Genomic DNA, 23,881 nt, shown 5'->3' on the forward strand with positions numbered 1-23,881 from the left:
GCACACGTGATCTCCGTTGCGTGTCCGGTCAGTTTGGACGAGTGCCCAAATAGAACCGGCTTCCGATCTTGAAGCCCTCAATTGGGTTCACACATTAACGGCCCGTTATTACCATTTACCTATGGTTGCCATTGCTGCGATTTGGCCCTTAGTATCGGTCATTCGCTGCATCTGCGATGGCAACTCCTCCAATTTGATATAGCGGCCATTTAAGATCGGGTGTGCAATATCTTCTACGCCGCAGAGACGCTAAAATCAGCAACGCTATCAGCACAAGCATCTTTTTAAGTCCGGCGTAAGAAATCCGACAGCACAACATTGAAGATATCGGGTTTTTCCAGATGTACCGCGTGGGCGCAGCCGGGAACGACGGAAAGCTCAGCCTGATTGATCGACGTCCAAAGTTGTTTGGTCTGTGTCCACGAATACGTGCGGTCCATGTCACCCCAGATCACCAGAGAGTTAGCTTTGATGGCAGAGAGATAATCACCGGCGCGCCAAGCGCGCATTGCGTCCAGCCCCTTGAGCATGGCATCCGGTGTACATTGCGCTGCAATCTCAGCGCAGTCTGAGTAAGCTTCAGCAGACCGGCCATCCAAGAACCATGTCGCAGCGATGCGGCGAGCTGTTTCCTGGAAACCCTCGGTTTGGGCACGCCGTTTGCTTTCCTCGATTGTCTCGAAACGGTCGGGCAGGATGCCGACCGCACCGGTGGAGTAGAGGATCAATTGATCTATGCGTTGTGGGGCGCGGTGTATCATTTCCTGCGCTATCATTCCGCCCATCGAATGTCCCAAGAGGTTGAAGTGTTCGACGCCGAGGTGAAATAAATGGTCCAGAACCCAATTAGCAAACCCACCGATCGTTTCGATGCTAGGCAAGTCTGCATTCTGTCCGAACCCAGGCAAATCTATCGTGATCAGCTTTTGGGATTTTGAAAGCGCGCGCTGTTGTGGTGCCCACTGCGCGCTTCCACCCATGAAACCATGGACCAGGACAAGCGGCGTCACTTTCGCTGTCCCTGCACAATGCGATCAAGTATCATGGCGCAGAACAGGATGGCAAAGCCTGCCAGAATTCCCTGTCCGACATTGGCGTATTGCAGCGCCTCAAGTACATCCTCGCCCAGACCCTTGGCACCAATCAGCGAAGCCACCACGACCATGGCGAGCGAGAGCATGATGGTCTGGTTGATTCCTGCCCGGATCGAGGGGCTTGCCAGGGGCAGATCGACCTTAGTGAGCAAATACCATTTGTTTGCACCAAAACTGATTGCCGCTTCGCGCACGCTTTCAGGTACACCGCGCAGGCCCAGTACGGTCAGGCGCACAACAGGAGTACCGCCGAAAATCATAGTGACAATAACGGCTGCAGGCTTGCCAACGCCAAAGAACGCGATCACAGGCACCATGAAGACAAACGCAGGCATGGTTTGCATGAAATCCATAATTGGTTGGATGAAAGCATAAAAACGCGGGCGTCGTGCAGCGAACATACCAAGTGGTATGCCTATAACGATTGATAGACAAGCTGCGGTGCCTAGCAATGCCAGTGTCGTCATTGCCGCCTCCCAAAAGCCCAAAAGACCCATATAGGCCAGGAACGCCCCTGAGTAGATAGCCGTGCTGATACCGGCAGTTAGCCAAGTTAGCAGTATGATCAGACATGCAATTACGATCCAAGGTGTCTGGACAAGGATGACCTCTAAGGCATCGAGCAGTGCACGGATACCGATCGTCAGCCCATCAAAAAAAGCTTCACTGTTGCGGACGCAAAACGCGATGAAGTCTTCCACCCAAGTGATGCCGGTCAAACGGATATCGGGATCTGTTGGAAAGTGACTGAGCAATGAAAAACGCCCGGGGAAGCTGTAGTGCAACATTGCCGCTGTTACGATTAACGCCATGAAAATTGTGCTGAACACGATCTCAGAAACAGGCATAGCTGAACGGATCGAACGATCCGAAATCCATTCTGAAAACCGTGCCTCAAGCGCCCAGTTTGCCACAACCGACTGCACCGCTTTTATGACCAACAGAATAATAAGGCCCGACAATATGATCGCGGGGCCTTGGGCGGCCAATGCTTCGGCTTCGGCTCGTATACCGCCGATATTGGCCTCAAGAGATTCGACAGTACGCTGGTAGACATCAATCTTGTCGGAATTTGCTTCGATCGCAGCAGCCAATTGCTGACGACGCAACTCCAATGTTCCTTCAATTGAAGCGATACGAGCCATCGCGTCGGCTGCGAGGTCTCCAAAAAGACCGCGGGCAATCTGCACATAGGCGAGTGTTTCGATGATTAGGAATGGGAGTGCCCAAGACCACAAGCCACGCGCTCCGAACCAGATTGGACCGAAAATCCCGGCCATCAGATTGAAGGTCGCCGTAAAGCGAGCGGACGCGCCGATCTTGTCAAAGTTTTTGATGTAATAATCGGGGTTAGTACGTACAAATGTGCGAATGTTCTCGCGCCGTTCTTCAGCATATGCCAGAGCAGCTTCGCTTTCGGTGTCTTCCAGCGGGTTTACGCCATCAGGGTTCGCGTCGGATGTGCTCATGATACTTCCGTCCCCTCGATTACTGTGCGCAGCAAATCGGCGCGGGTAATCAAACCCACATCCCTGCCGCCGTCCTCCACCAGGATGGCGCTGTTGTGGTCAATCGCCAAATTGATCAGAGTGCTAAGATTTTCCGCCTCATTGACGCGCGGTGCATCTGCGTCCAACGGGCCATGGGTGGCTACATAGTCTGAAATTGGTTGCATCACTGCGTGCGCGCGCACCACTTTGAGGCGCGAGATACCCGCTACGAAGTCTGCCACGTAATCGTCGGCAGGGTTCATAACGATGTCTTCGGCAGTGCCGATCTGAACCACTTTGCCATCGCGCATGATTGCAATTCGATTACCGATGCGCACCGCTTCGTCCAGATCGTGCGTAATGAAGATGGTAGTCTTCTTCAAAATCTTACTGAGCCGAATAAATTCATCCTGCAATTGTCGTCGAATGAGCGGATCGAGCGCCGAGAACGGCTCATCCATCAACAGCACATCCGGGTTCGCAGCCAATGCGCGCGCCAAGCCCACGCGCTGCTGCATTCCACCGGACAACTCGTGCGCGAATTTTGACCCCCAGGCCCCCAACTCGACAATGTCCAGAATCGCGGCGGCCTGCCGCATACGTTCATTTTTGCTAACTTGTCTGATTTCCAGCGGTAAGGCGACGTTGTCCAAAACCGAACGGTGCGGCATTAGAGCGAAGTTCTGAAACACCATACCGATTTTGTTGTTACGGAACTGCTGAAGCTCTTGCGGCCCCAGTGCCATAACGTCGGTTCCTTCGATCTCTATCTTGCCACCGGTAGGTTCCAGAAGCCGATTGAAGTGGCGCACCAACGTGGACTTGCCGCTGCCAGACAGGCCCATGATACAGAATATCTCACCGCGGTTCACAGACAGGCTGACATCAGCCACGCCGACAACACAGTTGAATTCAGCTAGTACCTCAGCTTTGCTCAGCCCACGCTCACGGATTGCCTGCAATGCGACTTCGGGTTTCGCTCCAAAAATCTTCCAGACATTCGATATTTTAATAACTGTATCGTCACCCATGCGTCCCCCAGCGGCCTCGGAATGGGCCTAGTTGGCTCAGGGTGGCAGCGAAATGGAACTGCCACCATGGTCATTTCTTCAGGTTGGGTTCAAAGACCCAGCCAACCATCCACACGCTCGGGGTTCGCTTCGACCCATTCTCTTGCTACGTCCGCCGGGTCGCGGCCATTGGCGCTGATTTCGAAGGCAAAGGCTGAAACATCATCAGCTGTTAACTTAAAGTTGGCAAAAAACTCAGCAATAGCCGGCGAACGGTCAACCAGCGAGTTGGACCATGCGATCTGCACGTTCTTAAGCGCGTCCTTGGTGGCAACTGTCGACTTTTCATACCAATCGGGATCATCCGACGGCTGCACCATCACATATTTTTCGGGGTCAAATGTGGGCTCCGACAGCATTTCCACGTCAAACATGTACCAAACTGCATGAGGTTTATAGCAATAGAATGCATAGCCCTCGCCCTTGGCGATGCTATCCTTGATACGCGCTGTTTTAACGCTTTCTTCGGCACGGACCGGTTCGATAAAGTCCAACAAGCCGTAGTCGCGCACCTTGACTTCGTTTACATTTGCTGAAGCCCAGCCTGGAGCACCGATCCACATTTCACCACGGCCATTGCCGTCGCTATCCATCAGTGCGGCAACATCAGGACGACCCAGATCGGCAATATCGGTGATGTTGTTCGCTTCACCAAAGTCCTTGGATACACAGAAACCTTGATTACCTTCGTAAGGGTTGGACGACAAGGTGACCGTTCCCGCGTCATCTACGTATTTTTGAGTAAAACTTTGTTGATTAGGTAGCCAAACATCAGGGTGAACATCGATGTCGCCCTTACCTTGGTCCATCGCCTGGAAAATCGTAGCGTTATTGCCGGGTACATACTCGACTGTGCCTCCGATCCTCATCTCGACAACCGCGCCTAGAAGATGTGCGATTGCCTGAGCACCAGTCCAGGATGGGACTCCGATTTTTACCTCTTCAGCCGCAGCGGCGGGCAGGGCCAAGAGGCCCAGCGAGACTGACACTGTCAGGGATTTCATGCTTATATTCATAGTAACTCTCCTGCTGGTAAGTTGAATTCTTATGCGCGCGCCCGCTTTCGTTGCGGGTCTATGAATGGAATTTCTGTGACTTTCGCACCAAGGCGTTTCATGCGCCCGTCAAGCTGCCCGATTTCCAGCCTATTTTCAGTTTTCGAGTGTTCCACCGAAAGGCGTGCGATCGCGATACCGTGCTCAAGCAAAGGAGACTTGGTTGCAGAGGTAATCACCCCGACCTGTCTTTCTTTTGCAAATACCGCATCTCCATGCATGGGAATATCGTCAGTTTCCAAAAGTAATCCCTTGAGAACCTGCCGCGGACTCTGCCGATTACGCTCCAATGCTGCCTTGCCGGTGAATTCGGCCTTGGTCAGATCAACAGCAAATCCCAGGCCGGCCTCGAACGCGTCGACGCCTGGCGCAAATTCAGCATTTGCAGCTGCTAGGCCCGCTTCGATCCGGATGATCTCCAGCGCGGCTGATCCCATAGGGGTGATCCCGAAACCTTCACCTGCTTCCATGATTGCGTCCCAAATGGCTACGGCATCGGCCTTTGAACAGAAAATCTCGTACCCGAGTTCCCCAGTGTAGCCAGAGCGGGACAGCATAAAAGGTGCCCCTTCGCGACCATTTAATCGGGCAACAGTACAGCCAAACCATTTGAGCTGATCAAGGGAGGGCACATGTGGTTGTGTGAAAACGATTTTGCGCAAAACCTCTCGGGACTTCGGCCCTTGCAAAGCCAGGTTTGGTAGCGAATTCCGCAGATCATGGATACGCACTTGGAACCCGCGTTCCTCCGCCAATGACTGCAATGCCCGACCGCTCTCCTCGGCGCCACAACACCAGCGGAACAGGTCATTTGCGAGTCGGAACAACGTACCGTCATCTATTACCGCGCCGGTATCGTCACACATCAGCGTGTAAGTACCCCGCCACTCCGGCAGTTTGGCGACATTGCGCGTGGTTGCCAGCTGCAACAGTTTCTCAGCGTCTGGCCCAATGATGTCGAATTTACGCAACCCACTCATATCCTGCAAAGTTACTGCTTCTCTGCAGGCCCAATATTCGCCCAATGTACCATATGACGGAAAGCTAACAGGTGCCCACATGTCCCGCGCAGGCGCAAAATGTTGGGTCAGCGGCTCCAGACGCTCGTGAAAGGCCGATTCCTGACTTATGGACATGGGGGCATCTTCCTTTTCGCGATAAGCGACCGCACGGCGGATTGGAGTATCTGGACGGTAGATCCGCACGTGCACATCTGTGGGATTCCAGCCATTTATCGGGTCAATGTCGTCTGGGCACGCCGTGGAAGCGCATACCAAGTCTTCCATTGCCCGCATTGCGACGTAATCGCCTGGGCGCGAATAGCTTTCATCTACCAGCAGTTCGTGGGAATTATGATCAATCCAAGTATTCCAGAAGAAATTAACTGCAGGCCAGGCCGCGCGGCGTCTAACTCCATATTGCGCCAGTGTTTCAGAAATGTTGTCAGAACAGTTGACATGGCCTGGAAAACCTCGCTCAGCGTATCCCCGTGCGGTGCAAGCCAACCCGTAAGTATCGTGTCGTCCGCAAGTGTCATGAACGACATTTAGAAGCGGGTTCATGTCACTATCGAAAAACTTGTCGAGCATACCAGGGCCAGGATAAGCGCGCCGGACCAAAGACCGAGTTGCAGTACTGTCGATCAGCCATTCTTCACCTTTTTCGAGTTTATCTGCTCGCATTGCGATAAAGTCCGAGCATTGTTGGCCCTCGACATCAATGATTTGGACTATTTCGCCTTGCTTAACTTCATATGACAATCCAGTGCCGCGCTTTACGGTGAATTCCTTTCGCACATCACCCAGGGGTTCGGGCAATATCGAACTACTGGCATTTGCCATTTGATGAGAGATACTGACTGATCCACCTCTGGACCCGGTTGCCAGTTGATCACGATCCATAGCCCGCATGATCCAAGCTGAAATTGTAGCACTGGCTTTTAGAACGATCAGATCATCATTTTCAGGAAGGTAAGCGATACCAATCTCGGATTCTGGTTTACCTCCCTGAGCTGCAATCCAATTGATCAGTTTTTCGCCATCTACTTTGGAGAAATCCAAAACTCCTGCTTTAATAAGCGCTAGCGACACAAGCGCATCTCCGCCCACTTCGTCAAAAGCAATGACTTGCAGTTGGTTTTTAGGCCAATTGCCTGTCACCGACAGAAGATCACCTGGTCGCATGATAACATTCAGTATTTCGCGCGGACCTAGCGTATATGTTTTTCCGTGCGACGGTTTCTGAAACCCTGGGTAAAAGCGTCCAGGCGTCATGTAACCGCTATTGCTGAACTCATGTAGTATCGAATAATCGCGCATCGTATTCCAAAGTGAGTCGCTTATTGTAACTAGTTACATAATCTTGATGAAACTAGTTACATGTGTCAAGGTAACTGTCGCGAGATCGAGGATATCCAAGGAATTCAAAGGAATTGACCGAGCAGAAATATAAGAAGCGCGCGAACCTTCGGGATGTTGCCAAGGCAGCAGATGTTTCCGTTGCGACGGTGTCGCGCGTACTGAATTCTCCGAAAACCGTGTCTGAAGACACGCGCCACCGTGTGCTTGATGTTATTTCGAAGCTGCATTTTGTACCAAGTGCTGCAGCCCGTGCGATCAATTCCGGGAGAACCCGAGTCGTTGGGGCCATGGTTCCAACTCTGGACAATGCAATATTCTCAAAATTTCTAGCTGCTCTTGAAAAAGGTTTGGCACTAAATGGTTTGTCACTCGTAGTCGCAACTACAAATGGCGACCCGGACGTAGAAACGAATAAAGCGCAAGGTCTGGTTGATATTGGTGCAGAAGCACTGATTGTTTCCGGCATCACACACAGTCAAGACTTCGAAAAGATCATCGAACGGACACGCCTCCCTGTGATCGCCACCTCCTACTATGAAAGGGACCACCATTTTCCGACCATCGGTTATGATAACGCCGGCGCTTCTTGCACCGCTCTCAATTTTCTTCTGTCTGCTGGGCATAGAAATATTGCCGTGATTCACGGGCCAACAAAAAACAACGATAGGACGCTGGCACGGCTTGATGGTTTGAAGAATCCGGATGTGAACCACACCCTGCAAATGTACGAAACGGAAATTTCAATAAAAGGTGGCTGCGTCGCAACTCAGAATCTTCTTGCAGGGGACACGGCCTTTTCTGCTATTCTCTGTTTTTCCGATGTCTTGGCGATGGGCTCTCTTTTTGAATTGCAAAGAAAGCGGGTAAAAGTGCCTCATGAAATGTCAATTGTTGGCATCGACGATCTGCCCTCTTCATCCTGCACCTTTCCTGAAATCACGACCGTGCATTTGCCCGTCACACGGATGGGTGAAGCCACTGCCACAGCGATAGTTGAGTGGTTGGAAAACCAAGCCGTTCCTAAATCGAAACTTCTTCAGGCTGAACTGATTGTGAGGAACTCCACACGAAAATTGGCATAGATTGGCTTCTTGTACTGAAAATAGACTGAAGCGGTGTAAAATGTGTGTTTTTCATCTAAAAGCTGACGCAATGAACATATGACTGCCATTGGGCTACTTCCAGTGAAAGGAGGCTTTGTCCGATCAACCGCCATTCGTTACCTGGCATTGAGCGCCTGGATTATTAGGTTCGCGACGGGCCGAACTCGAAAAGAATAGACGCCAGATCGACGGTTGCTTTGGGTTCGTAGCAGACTTCAGAGGCGACACAGAAACTCGTGATATTTTCCCTTGTCAACGCCGGCTTGACGGTGTGGGCGGACATGGTGGATCGGATGGTCAGTCATAGAAACGCTACACTTACCTGCCATTCGCGCACTTTGCCAGTTTGGAACAAAGGGCTTGTCGTCAGTCAGAAACGGCCTTTTGCAGAAGCTCATTCTCCTTCTGCAAACGCTTGAGTTCCTTTCGTTAATCGGCTCCCATCCCACCATATTGCTTACGCCACAGGTAGTAGGTTTGTTCCGTTATGCGAACCTCGCAGATCACATCTGCACGCATCATTCCCTAACCAACAAGCACATCAACTTGTCGCAGTTTCTGATCTATTTCCTCTGCCTCGTGTCTCTTGATCGAAATTCTCGATCCTCCGCTTTTCAATCATAACGGTGGTTCAAATCAAATGGGGTATTCCATTGTCAGCTATGCATATCCGCATCTATGATGGCGCGGATCCGTTCCGAATCCTCAAGTTCGATGCTGGTGATCTCGTCATAAAGGTTGCGAAACTCGGGCTCATCCATCAAAAACTCAATCTTAGCCTGGTGCCAGGCAACAGCTTTTTCGTGTAGCCGCGCAATCTGGGGAATGGCTAGCAACGCTTCCATCGCCACTGACAATCTGGCCAGGTTGCGTTGGATAGTAACGTCCTGATACTGGTTCCAATCCATCCGTATCCAATAGTTGCGCCCGACAGTGCGATCCACATGCAGGGCTCGTCCGCGTTGACGCTTGACCAAGAAAGACTGCGCAGATCTTAGTGCGTAGTGGTTTAGCTGGACCAGTTCATAACCGATGGTCTTGATATCGGACCTCCAGCCATTCTTTGCCACTTTGTGCGTGATATCCTGACCCGATCCATTGACCCATAGCACCTGTTCGGCTTTTGCTTCTTTCAGCTTATTTGGCCGGTGACAGCTTAGTTTACGATAGGCACGAATATTCCTGGTGGCGGTCTTGAAGCCCCAAGCGGTATGCGGTTTGGGCAGATATGACGGAGCGCATCGGTCAAATTGCGCCAGGACCGGCCTGTCTTCGTAGGTCTTTATCCCGGCCGACCCAAATTGCCGCCAGGTCATGGCAATATTGCTGACTCCGTCGGGCAGGCGCTTATAAAGTTCCGGCAGTGTCCCGTTACCAAAGCGGATGTTGATAAACTCATCCACATCAATATGGATAACCCAATCAGCACGTTTGACCACCTTGAGCTTTGCAGACTGGTTCAGAGCCCACTGTTGCGGGGAATTGCCCTTCCATTTGTTGTTGTCGACATGCGTGACCAGACCGGTTTTGGCCAGCGCATCTAGCATCAGATCCGTGCCATCCTCGCAGCCATTGGTATAGATAACAAAGTGATGCACACCGATCGATTGATGGTATGCAATCCATTCCAATAGGAAAGGGCCTTCGTTTTTCATGCAACCGATCAGCACCGTGCCGCTGGTACCCTCTGGCGGCCTTAGGTCCACCGGCACCGTGTCACCCATGGGTTGACTTTCATCAAAACTGGTCAGGTCATTGCGCGGCAAGAAGCGACGGGCAAATGGCAGCACTTCTTTTGGAGTGGATTCTTCTTTTGCAGAGGAGGCCAGGGTAGAGAATGCAGGAGGCTGCGCAGTCAGATCATCTGGCCAGTCAATCCGGTTAACTATCGCATCGGCCCCAAATTGTGTGGCCCAAATTCTGGCGCGATCAGATCCTGAATCAAGATCAGTCAAAATCAGGATGTCGGCCGCCAATTGCCCCAAAACTTCGTGGACTCGACTAACAGAGACTTCCGTGGTGAGGTTTTCTGCTAGCCCTGGCATGGCCAAAAGCATGAACCACGGTCGCTCATTAGCAATCGCACTAGCGAGTGCGGGCAAAAATTCGGGCGGCTCGGCCTTTGCACGTCTTCGCCGTGTAATCTGCGCAAACGTAACCAGTTGCTGCTGCAAATCCGCATTATCGATACTCAAAACAGACGCAACCCCATTGGCTTGGCGCGCCTGATCCCGAGCTGTGTCGCGTATATCCAGGATTAGCTGCATTAGTCAGCGGGCTCTTGATGGATGGGAACCAGCTGGTCGCCAAGGGCTTTTTCCAGTTTTCGGATGGTTCGCCGCCGCTGCCGCCAGAACATTTCTTCCCAGGCCAGATCAGGTGAGACAAATCCTGCATCGGCAAGCATTTTATGCAATCTGGACATGTCAAGCTCTCCAAGTGAATGGCGGTTGGGACGACCGCGCGAAGCCAATACCCAATCGGTGCGAATGGCATTGGCGACTAAAGGCTCTTGCCCGCAAAAGGCCGCTAGCTGAGCTGAGATATTGTGATGCACCGAAGAAGTGCGGCGCGGGATCATTGCAACCTGCTGATCTGGACGGCCTACCAGAGCAAAAAGATGCAGTGCCGACCCGTCTAGTGCAACGATCTGACGGGCGGCTTTGTAACGCGCGATCTGCTTTTCCATCGGGTGTTGTTCCGGATAGAAAATCTCGTACCCGTTCTGGCGCAAATTCTCTTCGAGAAACTCTTCTCCGATAACGCCACCCCGCCGTATTCCAAGACCTGCGCGCGAGATATAAAGCCGCTCCGGCCCATCAGGGGGAACGTCGGCGCCAAAATTTTGATGGATCAAGGCACGATATTCAGGCGTTCCCGCCACAATCGGGCCCAGCCCAAACCCCTGACCGGGCACATGCAGATATTCTATCTGAGTTGGCTCGGTCACCACTTTGATTGGAAGATCAATACCCAGAAGCGTAAAAAAATTATGCTGCATAGGGCGTGTTTCATCCCCATTGGCGGGTCGCTTGGGGGTAAAGAGGACCCCATCAATATCCTTCGCGATTGCCGGCAGCGGCCAAAGACGTGCGGTGCTTTCAGCCAGGAAATGACCAAAGTGTACCCATAACAGCCCCGCATAAAGCCAGCGACCCGACAATTGCGGCAAAGGGACTGTTGGCGATACCGGTTGGGTGGTCATGGCACGCTTTCCCCGCCAAAGCGCCCCATGCGCGCAATATTCCCGGTCTTCAGTCAGAACACCGGCTTCCTGCACCGTATCGGAGACTGCGGGCGGAACCACGATAGCCCGCTCAAGTGCAACAAGTTCACGTGACCATCCTTGATCAGGCTGAGGAGGTTGGTTCAGATCATTATCGTTAAGCGTAGACATCTTTGTTCACACCCGGTCAGAGCGACCGGGTCGACAAAGACATGCTTTTAGTCGGTCTTCTGGTGTTAAAGGCCGGGATAGATGATCGGCGAATATCCTTGTGATCTGTAGCCAGCTTCTTTGACATTCGCCTATCCCATAAACTGGACCCCAGATTAATCCAAGATCTGTGTTCGGGCTTCATAACATTCGGCCCTATTCACCCCAGTATTCTGATATGGCCGTACCTGCGCCGCTGCAAGTAATCGTAGTGAAATTTCTACGCCAGAAAAAGTAAAGGCTCTATCCGTAGGAAGACAATCGAATATGTTGACAGTGTCGCAGTTTATCATCCTTGCCTGAAGCGACCGCCATTACTTTGATTGCCAAGTTGTTGCACGTTGTACTCAATACAGTGGCCGGTTGGGGAACTGTCTGCCGAACAACTTGGCACTACGGTGTTAGCAGATGACGCCTAGTGTTTTTGATTCCGATCGTCCGAAACTTGGACACATACTGGCGCTTCTGACTTGCCCAGACATTTTAATCTTGGTCAACAGACTTCAGCACATCCTGTGGCATCGCCTTAGAGGGATCGATGTCATGTTTCTTGCATAGCTTGGCGACCTGGCTGTTGGGATGCGGCAAAGGAAACCCACCGTCCATATTGTATTTCTTGCGCATGCTTGAGCCGCCAATGTGATGAACCCCCAACGCGTTTTCATCGAGCGATATGCGGGAAAACCGCGGCCGAAAATAATTCAAGCGCATGGCTGTAGGTTCTTGGGAATAGAATGACTCGGGTGGCAGGGCGTGTTTAACTTCACCGTTTTTGCCCAGAAAATAAGAGATAGCCTGAGGCCCGAACGTATAAAATGGCAGCTGCGACAGGTTTTCCAACGGTACCGAGAAAGAGCCATCTTCATTGGACTTGCCGATGGAAACATCAATATTTTTTTTCCACGGCCAGTCATTGGGGATCACGATCTCAGACCCGTTCATAAAGTCATACATACCTTGCAATGTTGGAGAACTGTGCGGCAACCGGAGAGCCGCATTGTTAAAATAGCGTTTCTCTTTTGCGAAAACATACGGAATGTCGGGGATCGGCTGCATACACAGCATATCGCAATCCATCCAGATTTCGTCGGATTCCCGAAGCATGTTGATCCTGAAAAAATCCGACAACGGGGCATAAGCGCTGTTTCGCTTTTCGTTTCGCCATATTTTCAGGTGGTCAGGTAAGAAAATACGTGCATCCGCATTTTCAACGCCCGGTGGCGTATTCGTGATTTCATTCAAAGAGTACAACTTGACCTTATGGCCGTGATCCACAAAGCTTTTGAGGCAGAGTTGCTCGAAAAAAGTCAGACTGGATCCATGCCAAAACGATGAAATTACTGGAGAAATTTCCATGCTGGATCAATGCCCGTTATATTTTTCGCTTGCTCCGCATTAGCATGGCTCCGGTATTCGATCCACTGGTTTAATGATCCCGATACAAGCGCAATTGTGATGGTGACCCAACCGTCCAATATGAACTGTCTGTAGCGCAGGTCCGTTAGTCAGAATTCTCGCACCTTTGTGTTTCGCGAAAAAGAACGAGCGGTAACGATCAAACTTCAGGGGCTCGCAATAAGCAGTAATTGTTTGGTTACCTCAACTTTGGTCCAATTTTCTCAGTCCTCCCCGACAAAGGTCGCAAGATCACCCAAACTGTCTTAAATCGGATCGTCCAATAAGACCTCAGGATGCTCTTGCTTAAGGCGGAAAATTCACCGATCAAGGTTGCCACAAATCCAGACTTATTGGGCAATAGAGGAAGCCGGTGACTCTAAAGACGTGCAATCAGGGATTTTGGCCCTTCCCAAACACAGGACTCCTTTAAAGATGGCCACCTGGGGTGTCGTTACCATGGTCAAAGAGCCGCCAGAGCTGGTGGCTATATTTGCTTCCTATTATGCGTCACTCAGCGCGCAAGAGATCTTTATCTATCTGGATGGTGATGATCCGAAAGCGCGGCAACTTCTGGCTCAGATACCGAACTGTCGCGTTGAAGTGATGGATGACACGTTTTTTCGAAGAAACTGGGACTGTGCTTATCCAGAAAACAGTTTCAGACGCCAAAGACTGATAGCGACAAAAGCCTATCGAGAAGCAACGGTCGATTGGATGCTTTTCCTCGATGCGGACGAGTATCTGCAAGCCGATGATTTTGCGCAAGAGCTTGCTGACCTGCCCTCGGATGTTGATACGATTTCAATTCCTAATGGCGAGCGCGTGTTTTCGACCGAGGACACCACACCCGGACTTTTTGGTGGTCTTATGCTGAAGCCTAAGCACACCCGCGGCTATGTCGCCCGAAGCTTATTCGGAGAAGAACGACTCAAGTACAGCGACAGAGGATTTTGTGCGCATCGTTTCGGAAAAAGCGCCACCCGAACGGGGAAAAACATCAAGTTAGGTGTTCATGCGCCACAGCGGTGGAGAGGCAACATCAAGCGACATGTTTCTCAACAATCGGTCATTTGTCACTTTGACGGACTGACCGAAATCCACTGGATGCTCAAATTGCTGAGATATCATGATATGGGCACATATGAATCACCTAAGGGCAGCAACGATTTCCGCTATGAACAGGTCCAATTCCTGAAAAATTCATCTTCATTGAATGCTGTTCAAGAGCTTCATGACATTATCCGAAAATACGACAAGGACACCGAAGAAAGACTAAGGGGTCATGGTCTTCTCGATGATGTGCAGGTCCGCCCTTTCCGGGGTTTGGATACCTATTATCCTGACCACGAGTTTGATTTGTCGGTTGAGTGGTTCAACGATGTTCTGAAGATGAATATGTCGGACCTCTATGCGAGATTACCGACATGATGTTTGATGCAAATAGTCTGACCTTATGCAAAACATGCTCTACCGACCGCTCATCCTTGGAATGGAGCAAGAATGACCGAAACGAACCCTGATGTTGCGATCCAGTACCGTGGATTGAAGATACCTTCATCGCCATTTCTGGACGAAACGATTATAAATCTGATCGAGCAGGACAATTATGAAAGCTGGGAAATGGATGGCGCTTTGAGCGTCGTTCAACCTGAGGATCGTATTCTGGAAATGGGCGCCGGGCTGGGTATCGTGAGTGGTGTTGTCGCGCTCGAGAACAAACCAGAGGCTATTCTCAGTTTTGAAGCCAATCCAAATCTAATTCCACACATCCGTCGTTTACATGCCCTAAATGGGCTTTCAGACCGGATCGAAGTCCGGAATGCGATACTAAGCGCCAATCCAAAGGATCCCGACTCTATTCCGTTTCATATTGACGCTTCATATCTAGGGTCTTCAGTTTTTGATAATGAAGGTGAATCAATAACATCAGTGCGCGTAGCTAAAGCGGACTTCGAAGCGGTGAAACGAGAGTTCGCTCCGACGGTTCTTGTGATGGATATTGAGGGGGCGGAACTGGATTTCTTGAGGAATGCGGACCTGTCGGGCATTCGAGCCATTGTTATTGAATTCCATCGCCTCATTTATGGGCACAAAGGTGTACGGGCCTGTAAAAGGATTCTTTCTAACGCGGGTTTTCTACGGCTGGACGATTTGTCTTGGAGGGTCGTTTGGACCTGCACGCGAGATATTGGCTGAGCCCTCTTCATTGCGATGGGCAATTTTCGGGTTAGGTGATTTGGCCAAGCCAGTTGAGCGCCCTGAAATGAGACTATCGGCCGGCTTGTGACCTGAATTTGCCCATCGCAATTCACGCGCTGCAACTATCTGCATCTATGAGCAGTAACTTGTGACAGAATCTCAAAAAAACTGTTTCTGCCTTCAATTTCGGATCGCGGGGCTGGGTCAACGACCACGATGTCGGCGCTGAGTGTCCCTGTCTTATTGTGCCGTTTTCCGGTCATAGCATCTGGAAACACCACCATTTTGCGACACCGGCAACACCCCGAGTTAACTGCAAAGCTCAAAGCGAAGCCGCACCCATCAAACTGTGTGCAACAAAACTGTTGACGAGACCTGATCTCATCAATAGTCGGTAACCATCTGTTGGGGTGCCCCTCGGGGCTGAGATGCTGACTTGCAAACCCATTGAACCTGACCCGGTTAGGACCGGCGGAGGAAACAGACATACCGGGCGCCCCGTGTCACAACTCGTGTCACAATGCAGGCTACGGGTCTTTCCACGCACATCCTGACCATGACAATGAGGGATGTGCCATGGTTGCGACAGCATTGACGATTGCCGGTTCCGACAGCGGGGGCGGCGCGGGAATTCAGGCAGATCTTAAATCATTCGGCGCAATGGGCGTGTTCGGTTGCAGCGTGGTCACCGCGATAACCGCGCAGAATACCTGTGACGTGACCGCAGTACATCCGGTACCCGACAATATTGTCGCGGCTCAGATCAAGGCGGTCCTGGACGACATCCGCATAGACGCCATCAAGATCGGAATGCTGGGCACGCCATCATTGGTCGAAACAGTGGCCCGTGCATTGGAAGGTTTTTCCGGACCTGTCGTCCTCGACCCCGTCATGGTGGCGAAATCCGGGGTCGCCCTGCTTGAAGATCAAGCGATTGCCGCGCTGAAGCAGTATCTTCTGCCGCGCGCTGACCTGCTGACACCAAACCTGCCCGAGGCGGACAAGCTGCTGGGACAAACCCATAAGGGCGACAGTGCCGGACTGGTTGCGCCGTTGCTGGCGCTAGGTCCTAAGGCGGTTCTGATCAAGGGCGGCCATGCCGATGGCATTGAGTGCCTTGATGTGCTGGCAAAGTCAGGGTTCGTTGTCACGCTGGGGGCACCGCGGATCGCGACCCGCAACACGCATGGTACTGGCTGCAGTTATTCCGCAGCAATTGCGGGCTGCCTGGCGCGCGGCATGGATCCTGAGACCGCGGTGCGGCGGGCGCATGGCTGGCTGCACGCTGCAATAAAACGTGCCGACGGGTTGGAGATTGGACAAGGCCACGGCCCGGTGCATCATTTTCACGAGATGTGGGCATGAGCGCTGTCACCATACTGGGTGCAGGGGTTGCCGGGCTTTGCGTGGCAGCCGAGCTGGTGTCACGCCGTGTTTCCGTACGGATGATCGACCCGGCAGGTCCCGTGAATACGCATTCCTGCAGCTGGTGGGCCGGGGGCATGTTGGCACCGAAATGCGAGGGCGCAGTCGCCGAACAGCCCGTGGTGGAACACGGGTGTAAAGCAGCGGATTGGTGGCAAAAGCAGGGGGCGCAGTTCGGTCTGGATGTGACCCGGAACGGTACCTTGGTTGTCGCTCTGGGCCGGGATCAGAGCGAGCTGACGATGTTTGCACGGCGCGCCGAAGGCGTGGAATGGCTGGACCGCGAGGGCATCGCGCTCCACGAGCAGCATTTGGCCGAGCAATTCGGCAAGGCGTTGTTCATCGCAAGTGAAGCGCATCTCAATCCCCGCCCGATGTTGACCGGGTTGCATGCACACCTGGTGGCTTCGGGCGTTGAGTTTCTGACTGCAGGCGAAACGCTGGGTCAGGTCATCGACTGCCGTGGTCTCGCCGCGCAGGATCGGCTGAGCGATTTGCGCGGGGTCAAGGGTGAGATGCTCATCGTGCGCTGCCCGGATGTGTCACTGTCGCGTCCCGTGCGGCTGCTGCATCCTCGTTTCCCGCTCTACATTGTACCGCGCGGCGATGGCGTATTCATGTTGGGCGCAACCCAGATCGAAAGTGGGCAGCGCACCCGCGCAAGCCTGCGATCCGTGATGGAACTAATGAATGCGGCCTATGCGCTGCACCCGGCATTTGGTGAGGCCGAGCTGCTGGAAATTGGCGTCGATGCCCGCCCGGCCTTTGCGGACAATCAGCCGCGCATCCGCCATTTCGAAGATCGCATCATGGTGAACGGGCTGTACCGCCATGGCTATCTGCTTGCTCCGGCGTTGGCGGGGATGGTGGCAGATCTGGTGACCTGCGGCACGCAGCCCGCGCTTTGGTACGAGAACTGCGAAGGCACGAAAAGCGCGTTTGAAACGCTGGGGAGAACCACATGAAACTGATGGTGAATGGTGAGGTCACCGAGGCCAAGGGCCCCAGCCTTGCCGATCTTCTGGTCGAACTAGGCAAAGGCAATGACAAACTGGCCACGGCGGTGAACGAGGTGTTCGTTCCGGCATCAACACGTGCGGCGCAAATGCTTTCCGATGGGGACCGGATCGAGCTGGTTTCGCCGCGGCAGGGGGGCTGACATGCCGGAATTCTACGGCAAGGAAATAGCGTCGCGCCTGATGTTGGGCACCGCGCAGTATCCGTCGCCCGCAGTGCTCGCCGATGCGTTTCGACGTTCGGGCGCAGGCATTGCCACGGTGTCGCTGCGTCGCGAGGCGGGTGGTGAAAGGGCCGGGCAGGATTTCTGGTCTCTGATCCGTGATTTGGGTGTCGAGGTGTTGCCCAATACCGCCGGGTGCTACTCAGTACGCGAAGCGGTCACTACGGCGCAGATGGCGCGCGAACTTTTCGAGACCAACTGGATCAAGCTTGAGGTGATCGGCCATGCCGACACTCTGCAGCCCGACCCGTTCGGCCTTGTGGAGGCGGCGCGCATCCTTGCCGACGATGGGTTCGACGTCTTCCCCTATTGCACCGAAGATCTGGTGCTGTGCGAGAAACTGATCGAGGCAGGCTGTCGTGTGTTGATGCCTTGGGGGGCGCCGATCGGCACCGGACTGGGGCTGAACAACCTTTACGGCCTTCGCTCGGTACGGGCTCATTTTCCCGAGGTGCCTCTTGTGGTTGATGCAGGGCTGGGCCTGCCATCACAGGCGGCACAGGCCATCGAAATCGGCTATGATGCGGTGCTGCTGAACACGGCGGTCGCTAAGGCAGGTGATCCGGCGGCGATGGCCCAAGCGTTTGCCCGCGCGGTTGAAGCCGGTGCCTTGGCCTTCGGTGCCGATGCTATGGAACCGCGCGACATGGCCTCGCCCTCAACACCTGTTTTCGGAAAGGCCATGCTGTGACGCTGCCGTCGTTCTACCCGATATTCGATGACATCTCATGGCTGCGCCGAATGCTGCCGCTCGGAGTGCGGTTGGTGCAGCTGCGCATCAAGGAACATCCCCTGGATGCGGTGCGCGCGCAGTTGGCGGAGGCGCGGGATTTGTGCCGCGACCACGGCGCGCTGTTGGTGGTCAATGACTATTGGGAACTGGCGATTGAGCTTGACTGCGACTGGGTGCACCTAGGGCAGGAAGATCTGGATACCGCTGACCTTGACGCGATCCGAGCTGCTGGATTGAAACTTGGAGTCTCAACCCATGACGAAGCAGAGCTTAAGCGTGCGCTGGCTTTGCGGCCTGACTATGTGGCACTCGGGCCCGTTCATCCGACCATTCTTAAAAAGATGAAATGGCACCAGCAGGGTGTCGAAAAGCTGACCGACTGGAAGGCGCGGATCGGACCTATTCCGCTTGTGGCGATAGGTGGCATGTCGGTCGAGCGCGCGCAGGGTGCGTTCGCCGCCGGGGCCGACATCGTGTCCGCCGTGACCGACATCACCTTGAAGGACGACCCAGAAGCCCGTGTACGCGAATGGCTAAGGATCTGCCTATGAGCCGCTATGCACGCCAGATTGCTGTACTTGGCTTTGGCGCGTCGGGGCAGGAAAACCTGCGCACCGCGCATGTACTGGTGATTGGCGCAGGAGGGCTTGCCGCACCAGTGCTGCAATATCTGGTCGGGGCCGGTGTGGGACGTATCCGTTTGGTTGATGCTGACAAGATCAGCCTGTCGAACCTGCACCGCCAAACGCTGTTCCGTGAACGCGACATAGGGCAATCCAAAGTGCAGGTGGCAGCACGTGAAATGATGGCGCTGAATGATGAGGTGCGGATCGAACCGGTCGAAACCCGCTTTGATCCGGCCAATGCCTCGCAACTTTGTCAGGGCATCAATCTGGTGCTGGATTGTGCCGACAGTTTTGCCGCCAGCTATGTAGCCTCGGATGTTTGCCTTGATGCCGATTTGCCGCTGATCAGCGCCAGCGTGGTGGGCTCGGAGGGCTATGTCGGGGGCTTCTGCCACAAGGCTCCGGGTCTGCGCGCGCTGTTCCCGGATCTGCCTGCAAGGCTGGGTTCCTGTGACGCCGATGGCGTGCTTGGCCCGACGGTGGGTATGATCGGCAGTCTGCAAGCGCAGATCGCGGTTGCGGTGCTGAGCGGGGACCTTACGCCAATGGGGCGTCTGGTGACCTATGAGGCCACCAGCATGCGCTTTGGCGGTTTTCGCTTTGACGGCGCGCCGGATCCCGCACCAGAGCCGGACTTCATAGCGCAAGAGATGCTTCGGGCCGACGATCTGGTAATCGACCTACGCGCCGCAGATGAAACTGGCCCGGAGCTGGCCGGGGCTCAGCGCCTCAGTGTCGATGAAATCGATCCGCGTGACCCCCTTTTGCAAAACAACAGACGCCTCATCCTTGCCTGCCGTTCCGGTCTTCGGGCCTGGCAGGCTGCGATGCGGATTTCCACGAAAAACGGGCCCGAAATCAAGCTTCTGGCCCTTGGTGACAACAACTGAAACGAGGAAACCGAATTGAAACATTTTCTGACCGTAGCGGCGATGCTGATGGCTACACCGGCGCTGGCACAAGACAAGATGACTCTGCTGCTGGATTGGTTCGTAAACCCTGATCACGGTCCGATCATCGTAGCGCAGCAAAAAGGTTATTTCGCAGACCAGAATCTTGAGGTCGAGATTGTGCCGCCTGCTGATCCCTCGGCCCCACCGAAACTGGTAGCCGCCGGGCAGGGTGACATCGCCGTGAGCTATCAACCAAACCAGCACCTCCAGGTAGCCGAAGGTCTGCCGCTGATGCGCGTAGGTACACTTGTGGCAACGCCACTCAGCTGTCTTCTGACACTAAAGGACGGCCCGATCCAAGAGATCAGCCAGCTAAAGGGCGGCAAGATCGGGTTCTCGGTCGCTGGCGTGGAAGAGGCAGTGCTGGGCGCCATGCTGGGCAAGCACGGCGTCGCGCTGAACGAGATCGAGATGATCAACGTCAACTTCTCGCTCAGCCCCTCGGTCATGTCGGGGCAGGTCGATGCGGTGATAGGTGCCTATCGCAATTTTGAGCTGAATCAGATGGAAATCGAAGGCGTCGAAGGCCGATGCTTCTATGTCGAAGAAGAAGGCGTGCCGACATATGACGAGCTGATCTATGTCGCCAACCCCGAGCTGATGGACAAGGACAAGGTGCGCCGCTTCCTGCGCGCCACCGAGCTGGCCACGCAATACATCGTCAACAACCCGGATGAAAGCTGGGAGGTTTTCAAAAGCTACGCGGAAGAGCTGGACGACGAGCTGAATGCAAAGGCTTGGGTCGACACCCTACCCCGCTTTGCCTTGCGTCCTGAGGCGCTGGACGAAGGCCGCTATATCCGCTTCGAGGAATTTCTGGCCAAAAGCGGCCTAGTCGAGGGCACCCGCCCGGTATCGAAAATCGCAGTCGATCTGGGGGCACAATGAACTACGGCACCTCATTTGAGGCATGGCGAGCGGCGGCCGGGGAAACCTGGGCTGCCTATACCCGCCATGCATTCGTGCGGGGCATGGGTGATGGAACCCTCCCGCGCGCGGCGTTTTTGCACTATCTCAAACAGGACTACGTTTTTTTGATCCATTTCGCCCGCGCTTGGGCGCTAGTGGTGACCAAGGCCGAGTCCGTCGCGGATATGCGCCTCGCCGCGGGGACAGTGAATGCACTGATCAATGACGAGCTTGCCCTGCATATCGGCATCTGCGCCGAGGCTGGGATTTCCGAGGAAGAACTTTTTGCAACGCAAGAGCGTCAGGCTAATCTTGCCTATACACGCTATGTACTGGATGCCGGGCATTCCGGGGATATGCTTGATCTTCTGGCCACACTGGCCCCCTGCGTCATGGGCTATGGTGAGATCGGGGCAGAGCTTTCGGCGACAAAGACCTCGGAAACCTATGCCGATTGGATCAACACTTATGGCGGGGAAGATTACCAACAGGTCTGCTGCGATGTTGGCGCACTGATCGATGGCGTGGTAGCGCGGCGCATCGGGGATGACCCGCAAAACTGCCCACGTTGGGCAAATCTTTGCGACCGCTTCCACAAGGCGACCGAGCTTGAGGTCGGCTTTTGGGGCATGGCATCGCAGCCATGAGCCCGGCCCCCGCCCTATATCTGCGCGGATCACTGTCGATTGGCGACACATCCATCGCGCGCGGCATTGATCTGCGACTTGATGCAGGGCGGTGGACCTGTCTTCTGGGGGCCAGTGGTGTGGGCAAATCCACAGTGCTCAAGCTGCTGGCCGGACTGGGAGACCATGTTTCTTTGGACGGTGAAATCTGGGCCTCGGACGGTGGCGCGCTGGCCGGGCGGGTGGCCTTAATGGCGCAGAGTGATTTGTTGCTGCCTTGGCTATCAGCGCTCGACAATGTGGCAATAGGAGCACGATTGCGCGGCGAGAAATTCGATCGGGGCCGGGCCGAGCAGGTACTGGAGCAAGTTGGGCTAGGCACACATCTGGGCAAGAAACCGGGAAAGCTCTCCGGTGGGCAAAGACAGCGCGTGGCCTTGGCCCGAACCCTGATGGAAGACCGCCCCATTGTGTTGCTGGACGAACCATTTTCAGCCCTTGATGCCCTGACTCGGGTGCATATGCAGGACCTCACCGCACAGCTGCTGAAGGGACGTACGGTGCTGCTTATCACCCATGACCCGGCCGAAGTGGCGCGGCTGGGGCAGAACATCATGATCATGACGCGCGACGGGCTGCACCCGGTCGAAACTCCAATGGGCAGCATCCCGCGCCCTGTTGATGATCCGGGCGTGCTAGGCATCCAGGCCGCGCTGCTTCAACAACTCAGGACGGACAGATGAGCGCAAGCGAAACTCTCAGGGCGCTGAAACAGGACAACTGGACAGCGGCCACGACACATGACTTTACCAATGCGCTGGCTACCGGAACGCTCGATCACGGCAAAATGGCTGGCTATTTACAGCAGGATTACCTTTTCGTGGAAGGCTTCGTGCGTCTGCTGGCCTCAGCAGTGGCGCATGCACCCAACCTCGCCGATGCTGTGTCGGGCGCGCGCTTTCTGGGCCAGATCTGCGGGCCAGAGAACACGTACTTCCTGCGTGCATTAGACGCGCTGGACGTGCCCCAGGCAAGCGAAGCCGCACCCGAAACCCTGGCGTTTCAGGCCCTGATGGACGAAGCCCGCACATCCGGGCGCTACGAGCGGATGCTGGCGGTGTTGGTGGTCGCGGAATGGGTCTATCTGGATTGGGCCAGCCCGGTCGAAGCCCGCGCCGAAGATCTGCCGTTCTGGCTGGGGGAATGGATCACTCTGCACTCAGGCGACGGGTTCGAAAGTGTGGTCGCCTACCTACGTGGGCAATTGGACGCGATCTGGTCGACCCTTTCGGACCAGGCACAGGCCGAGGTCGCTGCAACCTTCGGCAAGGCCGTCGCCCTTGAGCGTGCCTTTTTCGATGCCGCATGGGCAGGCTTCCCGGTAGCCCGATGACAGGTTGGCGTGCGGGTATCGCCGCCACCGCAATGGCAGTAGCGCTTTGGCAACTGGTGGTTTGGGCCACCGGCTTGCCGCGTTTTATCTTGCCCCCGCCAGCGCTGGTTTCCGAAACCATTTGGAACAGCCGCAACCTTCTGCTGGAGCATGGGCTGGTCACCGCGACCGAAGTGCTGATCGGGCTGGCCCTTGGTGCAGTGCTGGGCGGGCTGTCGGCCATCGGCCTTGCCGCCTCACCGCTAGCACGCGCGCTGGTGCGACCAATTTTGGTGTTTTCCCAGACCATCCCCGTCTTTGCTCTGGCACCGATTCTGACCCTGTGGCTTGGCTTCGGGCTCGAGGCCAAAATCGCCATGGCGCTGCTGATCATTTATTTCCCGGTTACTTCGTCTTTCTTTGATGCATTGATGCGCAGCAATCGCGACTGGCTGGATCTGGCTCGGGTCATGGGGGCGTCACCCGCCCTAGTAATGTTGCACATCCGTATTCCATCTGCTCTGCCCGGATTTGCCAGCGGCCTGCGTCTGGCTGCCGTCTATGCCCCGATCGGTGCCGTCATCGGTGAATGGGTCGGAGCGTCGCGTGGGCTGGGATATCTGATGTTGCTGGCCAATGGCCGTGCCAAAACCGATCTGATGTTCGCCGCGCTGATCGTGTTGGCGGTACTCACCATCATCCTGCACGCAACGGTCAACGCCCTGTGCAATCGGTACCTGGATCAGCGTGATCAGATATGAACAAAGTACTGACCGTAAGTATACGCGAACG

The 23,881-nt window shown here is 54.4% G+C and carries 22 protein-coding genes, 1 pseudogene and 1 riboswitch; of the genes and pseudogenes, 14 read left to right on the forward strand and 9 right to left on the reverse strand.

What is annotated here, in order from left to right:
* Positions 1-284: 284 nt before the first annotated feature.
* The 5 genes from ACR0AW_RS10420 to ACR0AW_RS10440 all read right to left on the reverse strand — a co-directional run bounded on the left by ACR0AW_RS10420 (position 285) and on the right by ACR0AW_RS10440 (position 6,892).
* On the reverse strand, positions 285-1,010 hold the full coding sequence (locus tag ACR0AW_RS10420; RefSeq protein WP_170732799.1) for an alpha/beta fold hydrolase: 726 nt from the start codon (positions 1,008-1,010) through the stop codon (positions 285-287).
* Positions 1,007-2,563, reverse strand: coding sequence for an ABC transporter permease subunit (locus tag ACR0AW_RS10425; RefSeq protein ID WP_170635906.1), 1,557 nt, complete (start codon positions 2,561-2,563; stop codon positions 1,007-1,009). Before ACR0AW_RS10425 ends, ACR0AW_RS10420 begins: the two co-directional genes overlap by 4 nt.
* Positions 2,560-3,615, reverse strand: a complete 1,056-nt coding sequence (locus ACR0AW_RS10430; protein WP_170635907.1) for a betaine/proline/choline family ABC transporter ATP-binding protein — start codon at positions 3,613-3,615, stop codon at positions 2,560-2,562. Before ACR0AW_RS10430 ends, ACR0AW_RS10425 begins: the two co-directional genes overlap by 4 nt.
* A gap of 89 nt (positions 3,616-3,704) precedes the next feature.
* The gene (locus tag ACR0AW_RS10435; protein WP_480444206.1) at positions 3,705-4,658 is read right to left on the reverse strand and encodes an ABC transporter substrate-binding protein; all 954 of its coding nucleotides are present in this window, start codon (positions 4,656-4,658) and stop codon (positions 3,705-3,707) included.
* Between the two features lie 41 nt (positions 4,659-4,699).
* Entirely contained in the window at positions 4,700-6,892 is a 2,193-nt protein-coding gene (locus tag ACR0AW_RS10440) for a DUF1989 domain-containing protein (protein ID WP_480439018.1), read from the reverse strand.
* Positions 6,893-7,140: 248 nt separating this feature from the next.
* On the opposite strand from ACR0AW_RS10440, the gene ACR0AW_RS10445 reads away from it, so the two are divergent.
* Positions 7,141-8,151, forward strand: a complete 1,011-nt coding sequence (locus ACR0AW_RS10445) for a LacI family DNA-binding transcriptional regulator (RefSeq protein ID WP_170732801.1) — start codon at positions 7,141-7,143, stop codon at positions 8,149-8,151.
* A gap of 390 nt (positions 8,152-8,541) precedes the next feature.
* Here the strand turns inward: ACR0AW_RS10445 and ACR0AW_RS10450 are convergent.
* From ACR0AW_RS10450 to ACR0AW_RS10465, 4 genes and pseudogenes are all read right to left on the reverse strand, one after another.
* Positions 8,542-8,769: pseudogene (locus ACR0AW_RS10450) on the reverse strand (transposase); the annotation flags it as partial.
* Positions 8,770-8,828: 59 nt separating this feature from the next.
* On the reverse strand, positions 8,829-10,367 hold the full coding sequence (locus ACR0AW_RS10455) for a glycosyltransferase family 2 protein (RefSeq protein WP_480776500.1): 1,539 nt from the start codon (positions 10,365-10,367) through the stop codon (positions 8,829-8,831).
* Between the two features lie 71 nt (positions 10,368-10,438).
* Positions 10,439-11,569, reverse strand: a complete 1,131-nt coding sequence (locus ACR0AW_RS10460) for a glycosyltransferase family 61 protein (protein WP_170611817.1) — start codon at positions 11,567-11,569, stop codon at positions 10,439-10,441.
* Between the two features lie 522 nt (positions 11,570-12,091).
* Positions 12,092-12,850 carry a hypothetical protein gene (locus ACR0AW_RS10465; RefSeq protein WP_170394191.1) on the reverse strand — a complete coding sequence of 253 codons (759 nt, stop codon included), beginning with the start codon at positions 12,848-12,850 and terminating at the stop codon, positions 12,092-12,094.
* A 588-nt stretch (positions 12,851-13,438) separates the two neighbouring features.
* Between ACR0AW_RS10465 and ACR0AW_RS10470 the strand changes: the two genes are divergently transcribed.
* From ACR0AW_RS10470 to ACR0AW_RS10530, 13 genes are all read left to right on the forward strand, one after another.
* On the forward strand, positions 13,439-14,434 hold the full coding sequence (locus ACR0AW_RS10470) for a glycosyltransferase family 2 protein (RefSeq protein ID WP_170732803.1): 996 nt from the start codon (positions 13,439-13,441) through the stop codon (positions 14,432-14,434).
* 72 nt (positions 14,435-14,506) lie between these two features.
* Positions 14,507-15,202, forward strand: a complete 696-nt coding sequence (locus ACR0AW_RS10475; protein ID WP_170732804.1) for an FkbM family methyltransferase — start codon at positions 14,507-14,509, stop codon at positions 15,200-15,202.
* Positions 15,203-15,601: 399 nt separating this feature from the next.
* Positions 15,602-15,702: riboswitch (TPP riboswitch) on the forward strand.
* 79 nt (positions 15,703-15,781) lie between these two features.
* Positions 15,782-16,570 carry a bifunctional hydroxymethylpyrimidine kinase/phosphomethylpyrimidine kinase gene (thiD, locus tag ACR0AW_RS10480; RefSeq protein ID WP_170732805.1) on the forward strand — a complete coding sequence of 263 codons (789 nt, stop codon included), beginning with the start codon at positions 15,782-15,784 and terminating at the stop codon, positions 16,568-16,570.
* Entirely contained in the window at positions 16,567-17,595 is a 1,029-nt protein-coding gene (locus tag ACR0AW_RS10485; protein WP_170732806.1) for an FAD-dependent oxidoreductase, read from the forward strand. The genes thiD and ACR0AW_RS10485 overlap by 4 nt, the downstream gene beginning before the upstream one ends.
* A complete protein-coding gene (gene thiS, locus ACR0AW_RS10490) occupies positions 17,592-17,789 on the forward strand; it encodes a sulfur carrier protein ThiS (RefSeq protein ID WP_170732807.1) in 198 nt (65 codons plus the stop codon). The genes ACR0AW_RS10485 and thiS overlap by 4 nt, the downstream gene beginning before the upstream one ends.
* A 1-nt stretch (position 17,790) precedes the next feature.
* A complete protein-coding gene (locus ACR0AW_RS10495) occupies positions 17,791-18,561 on the forward strand; it encodes a thiazole synthase (RefSeq protein WP_170732808.1) in 771 nt (256 codons plus the stop codon).
* A complete protein-coding gene (locus ACR0AW_RS10500; protein ID WP_170561737.1) occupies positions 18,558-19,154 on the forward strand; it encodes a thiamine phosphate synthase in 597 nt (198 codons plus the stop codon). Before ACR0AW_RS10495 ends, ACR0AW_RS10500 begins: the two co-directional genes overlap by 4 nt.
* On the forward strand, positions 19,151-20,119 hold the full coding sequence (locus tag ACR0AW_RS10505) for a HesA/MoeB/ThiF family protein (protein ID WP_170395061.1): 969 nt from the start codon (positions 19,151-19,153) through the stop codon (positions 20,117-20,119). Before ACR0AW_RS10500 ends, ACR0AW_RS10505 begins: the two co-directional genes overlap by 4 nt.
* Before the next feature lie 42 nt (positions 20,120-20,161).
* Positions 20,162-21,070, forward strand: coding sequence for an ABC transporter substrate-binding protein (locus ACR0AW_RS10510; RefSeq protein WP_480439085.1), 909 nt, complete (start codon positions 20,162-20,164; stop codon positions 21,068-21,070).
* Complete coding sequence (gene tenA, locus ACR0AW_RS10515) at positions 21,067-21,738, forward strand: thiaminase II (protein ID WP_170732810.1); 672 nt, start codon at positions 21,067-21,069, stop codon at positions 21,736-21,738. The genes ACR0AW_RS10510 and tenA overlap by 4 nt, the downstream gene beginning before the upstream one ends.
* Entirely contained in the window at positions 21,735-22,460 is a 726-nt protein-coding gene (locus ACR0AW_RS10520; RefSeq protein WP_170423093.1) for an ABC transporter ATP-binding protein, read from the forward strand. The genes tenA and ACR0AW_RS10520 overlap by 4 nt, the downstream gene beginning before the upstream one ends.
* Positions 22,457-23,110, forward strand: coding sequence for a TenA family protein (locus ACR0AW_RS10525; protein ID WP_170732811.1), 654 nt, complete (start codon positions 22,457-22,459; stop codon positions 23,108-23,110). Before ACR0AW_RS10520 ends, ACR0AW_RS10525 begins: the two co-directional genes overlap by 4 nt.
* Entirely contained in the window at positions 23,107-23,850 is a 744-nt protein-coding gene (locus ACR0AW_RS10530; RefSeq protein WP_170732812.1) for an ABC transporter permease, read from the forward strand. The genes ACR0AW_RS10525 and ACR0AW_RS10530 overlap by 4 nt, the downstream gene beginning before the upstream one ends.
* Positions 23,851-23,881 lie beyond the last annotated feature (31 nt).

The organism is Ruegeria sp. C5 (assembly GCF_056537605.1).

Bases quoted from the DNA above. Each gene is read 5' to 3' on its own strand.
- ACR0AW_RS10430 (WP_170635907.1), bottom strand. From the start codon at position 3,615: ATGGGTGACGATACAGTTATTAAAATATCGAATGTCTGGAAGATTTTT.
- ACR0AW_RS10460 (WP_170611817.1), bottom strand. From the start codon at position 11,569: ATGTCTACGCTTAACGATAATGATCTGAACCAACCTCCTCAGCCTGAT.
- ACR0AW_RS10530 (WP_170732812.1), top strand. From the start codon at position 23,107: ATGACAGGTTGGCGTGCGGGTATCGCCGCCACCGCAATGGCAGTAGCG.
- ACR0AW_RS10505 (WP_170395061.1), top strand. From the start codon at position 19,151: ATGAGCCGCTATGCACGCCAGATTGCTGTACTTGGCTTTGGCGCGTCG.
- ACR0AW_RS10485 (WP_170732806.1), top strand. From the start codon at position 16,567: ATGAGCGCTGTCACCATACTGGGTGCAGGGGTTGCCGGGCTTTGCGTG.
- ACR0AW_RS10435 (WP_480444206.1), bottom strand. From the start codon at position 4,658: ATGAAATCCCTGACAGTGTCAGTCTCGCTGGGCCTCTTGGCCCTGCCC.
- thiD (WP_170732805.1), top strand. From the start codon at position 15,782: ATGGTTGCGACAGCATTGACGATTGCCGGTTCCGACAGCGGGGGCGGC.
- tenA (WP_170732810.1), top strand. From the start codon at position 21,067: ATGAACTACGGCACCTCATTTGAGGCATGGCGAGCGGCGGCCGGGGAA.
- ACR0AW_RS10520 (WP_170423093.1), top strand. From the start codon at position 21,735: ATGAGCCCGGCCCCCGCCCTATATCTGCGCGGATCACTGTCGATTGGC.
- ACR0AW_RS10510 (WP_480439085.1), top strand. From the start codon at position 20,162: ATGCTGATGGCTACACCGGCGCTGGCACAAGACAAGATGACTCTGCTG.
- ACR0AW_RS10495 (WP_170732808.1), top strand. From the start codon at position 17,791: ATGCCGGAATTCTACGGCAAGGAAATAGCGTCGCGCCTGATGTTGGGC.
- ACR0AW_RS10470 (WP_170732803.1), top strand. From the start codon at position 13,439: ATGGCCACCTGGGGTGTCGTTACCATGGTCAAAGAGCCGCCAGAGCTG.
- ACR0AW_RS10440 (WP_480439018.1), bottom strand. From the start codon at position 6,892: ATGCGACCAGGTGATCTTCTGTCGGTGACAGGCAATTGGCCTAAAAAC.
- ACR0AW_RS10425 (WP_170635906.1), bottom strand. From the start codon at position 2,563: ATGAGCACATCCGACGCGAACCCTGATGGCGTAAACCCGCTGGAAGAC.
- ACR0AW_RS10475 (WP_170732804.1), top strand. From the start codon at position 14,507: ATGACCGAAACGAACCCTGATGTTGCGATCCAGTACCGTGGATTGAAG.
- thiS (WP_170732807.1), top strand. From the start codon at position 17,592: ATGAAACTGATGGTGAATGGTGAGGTCACCGAGGCCAAGGGCCCCAGC.
- ACR0AW_RS10525 (WP_170732811.1), top strand. From the start codon at position 22,457: ATGAGCGCAAGCGAAACTCTCAGGGCGCTGAAACAGGACAACTGGACA.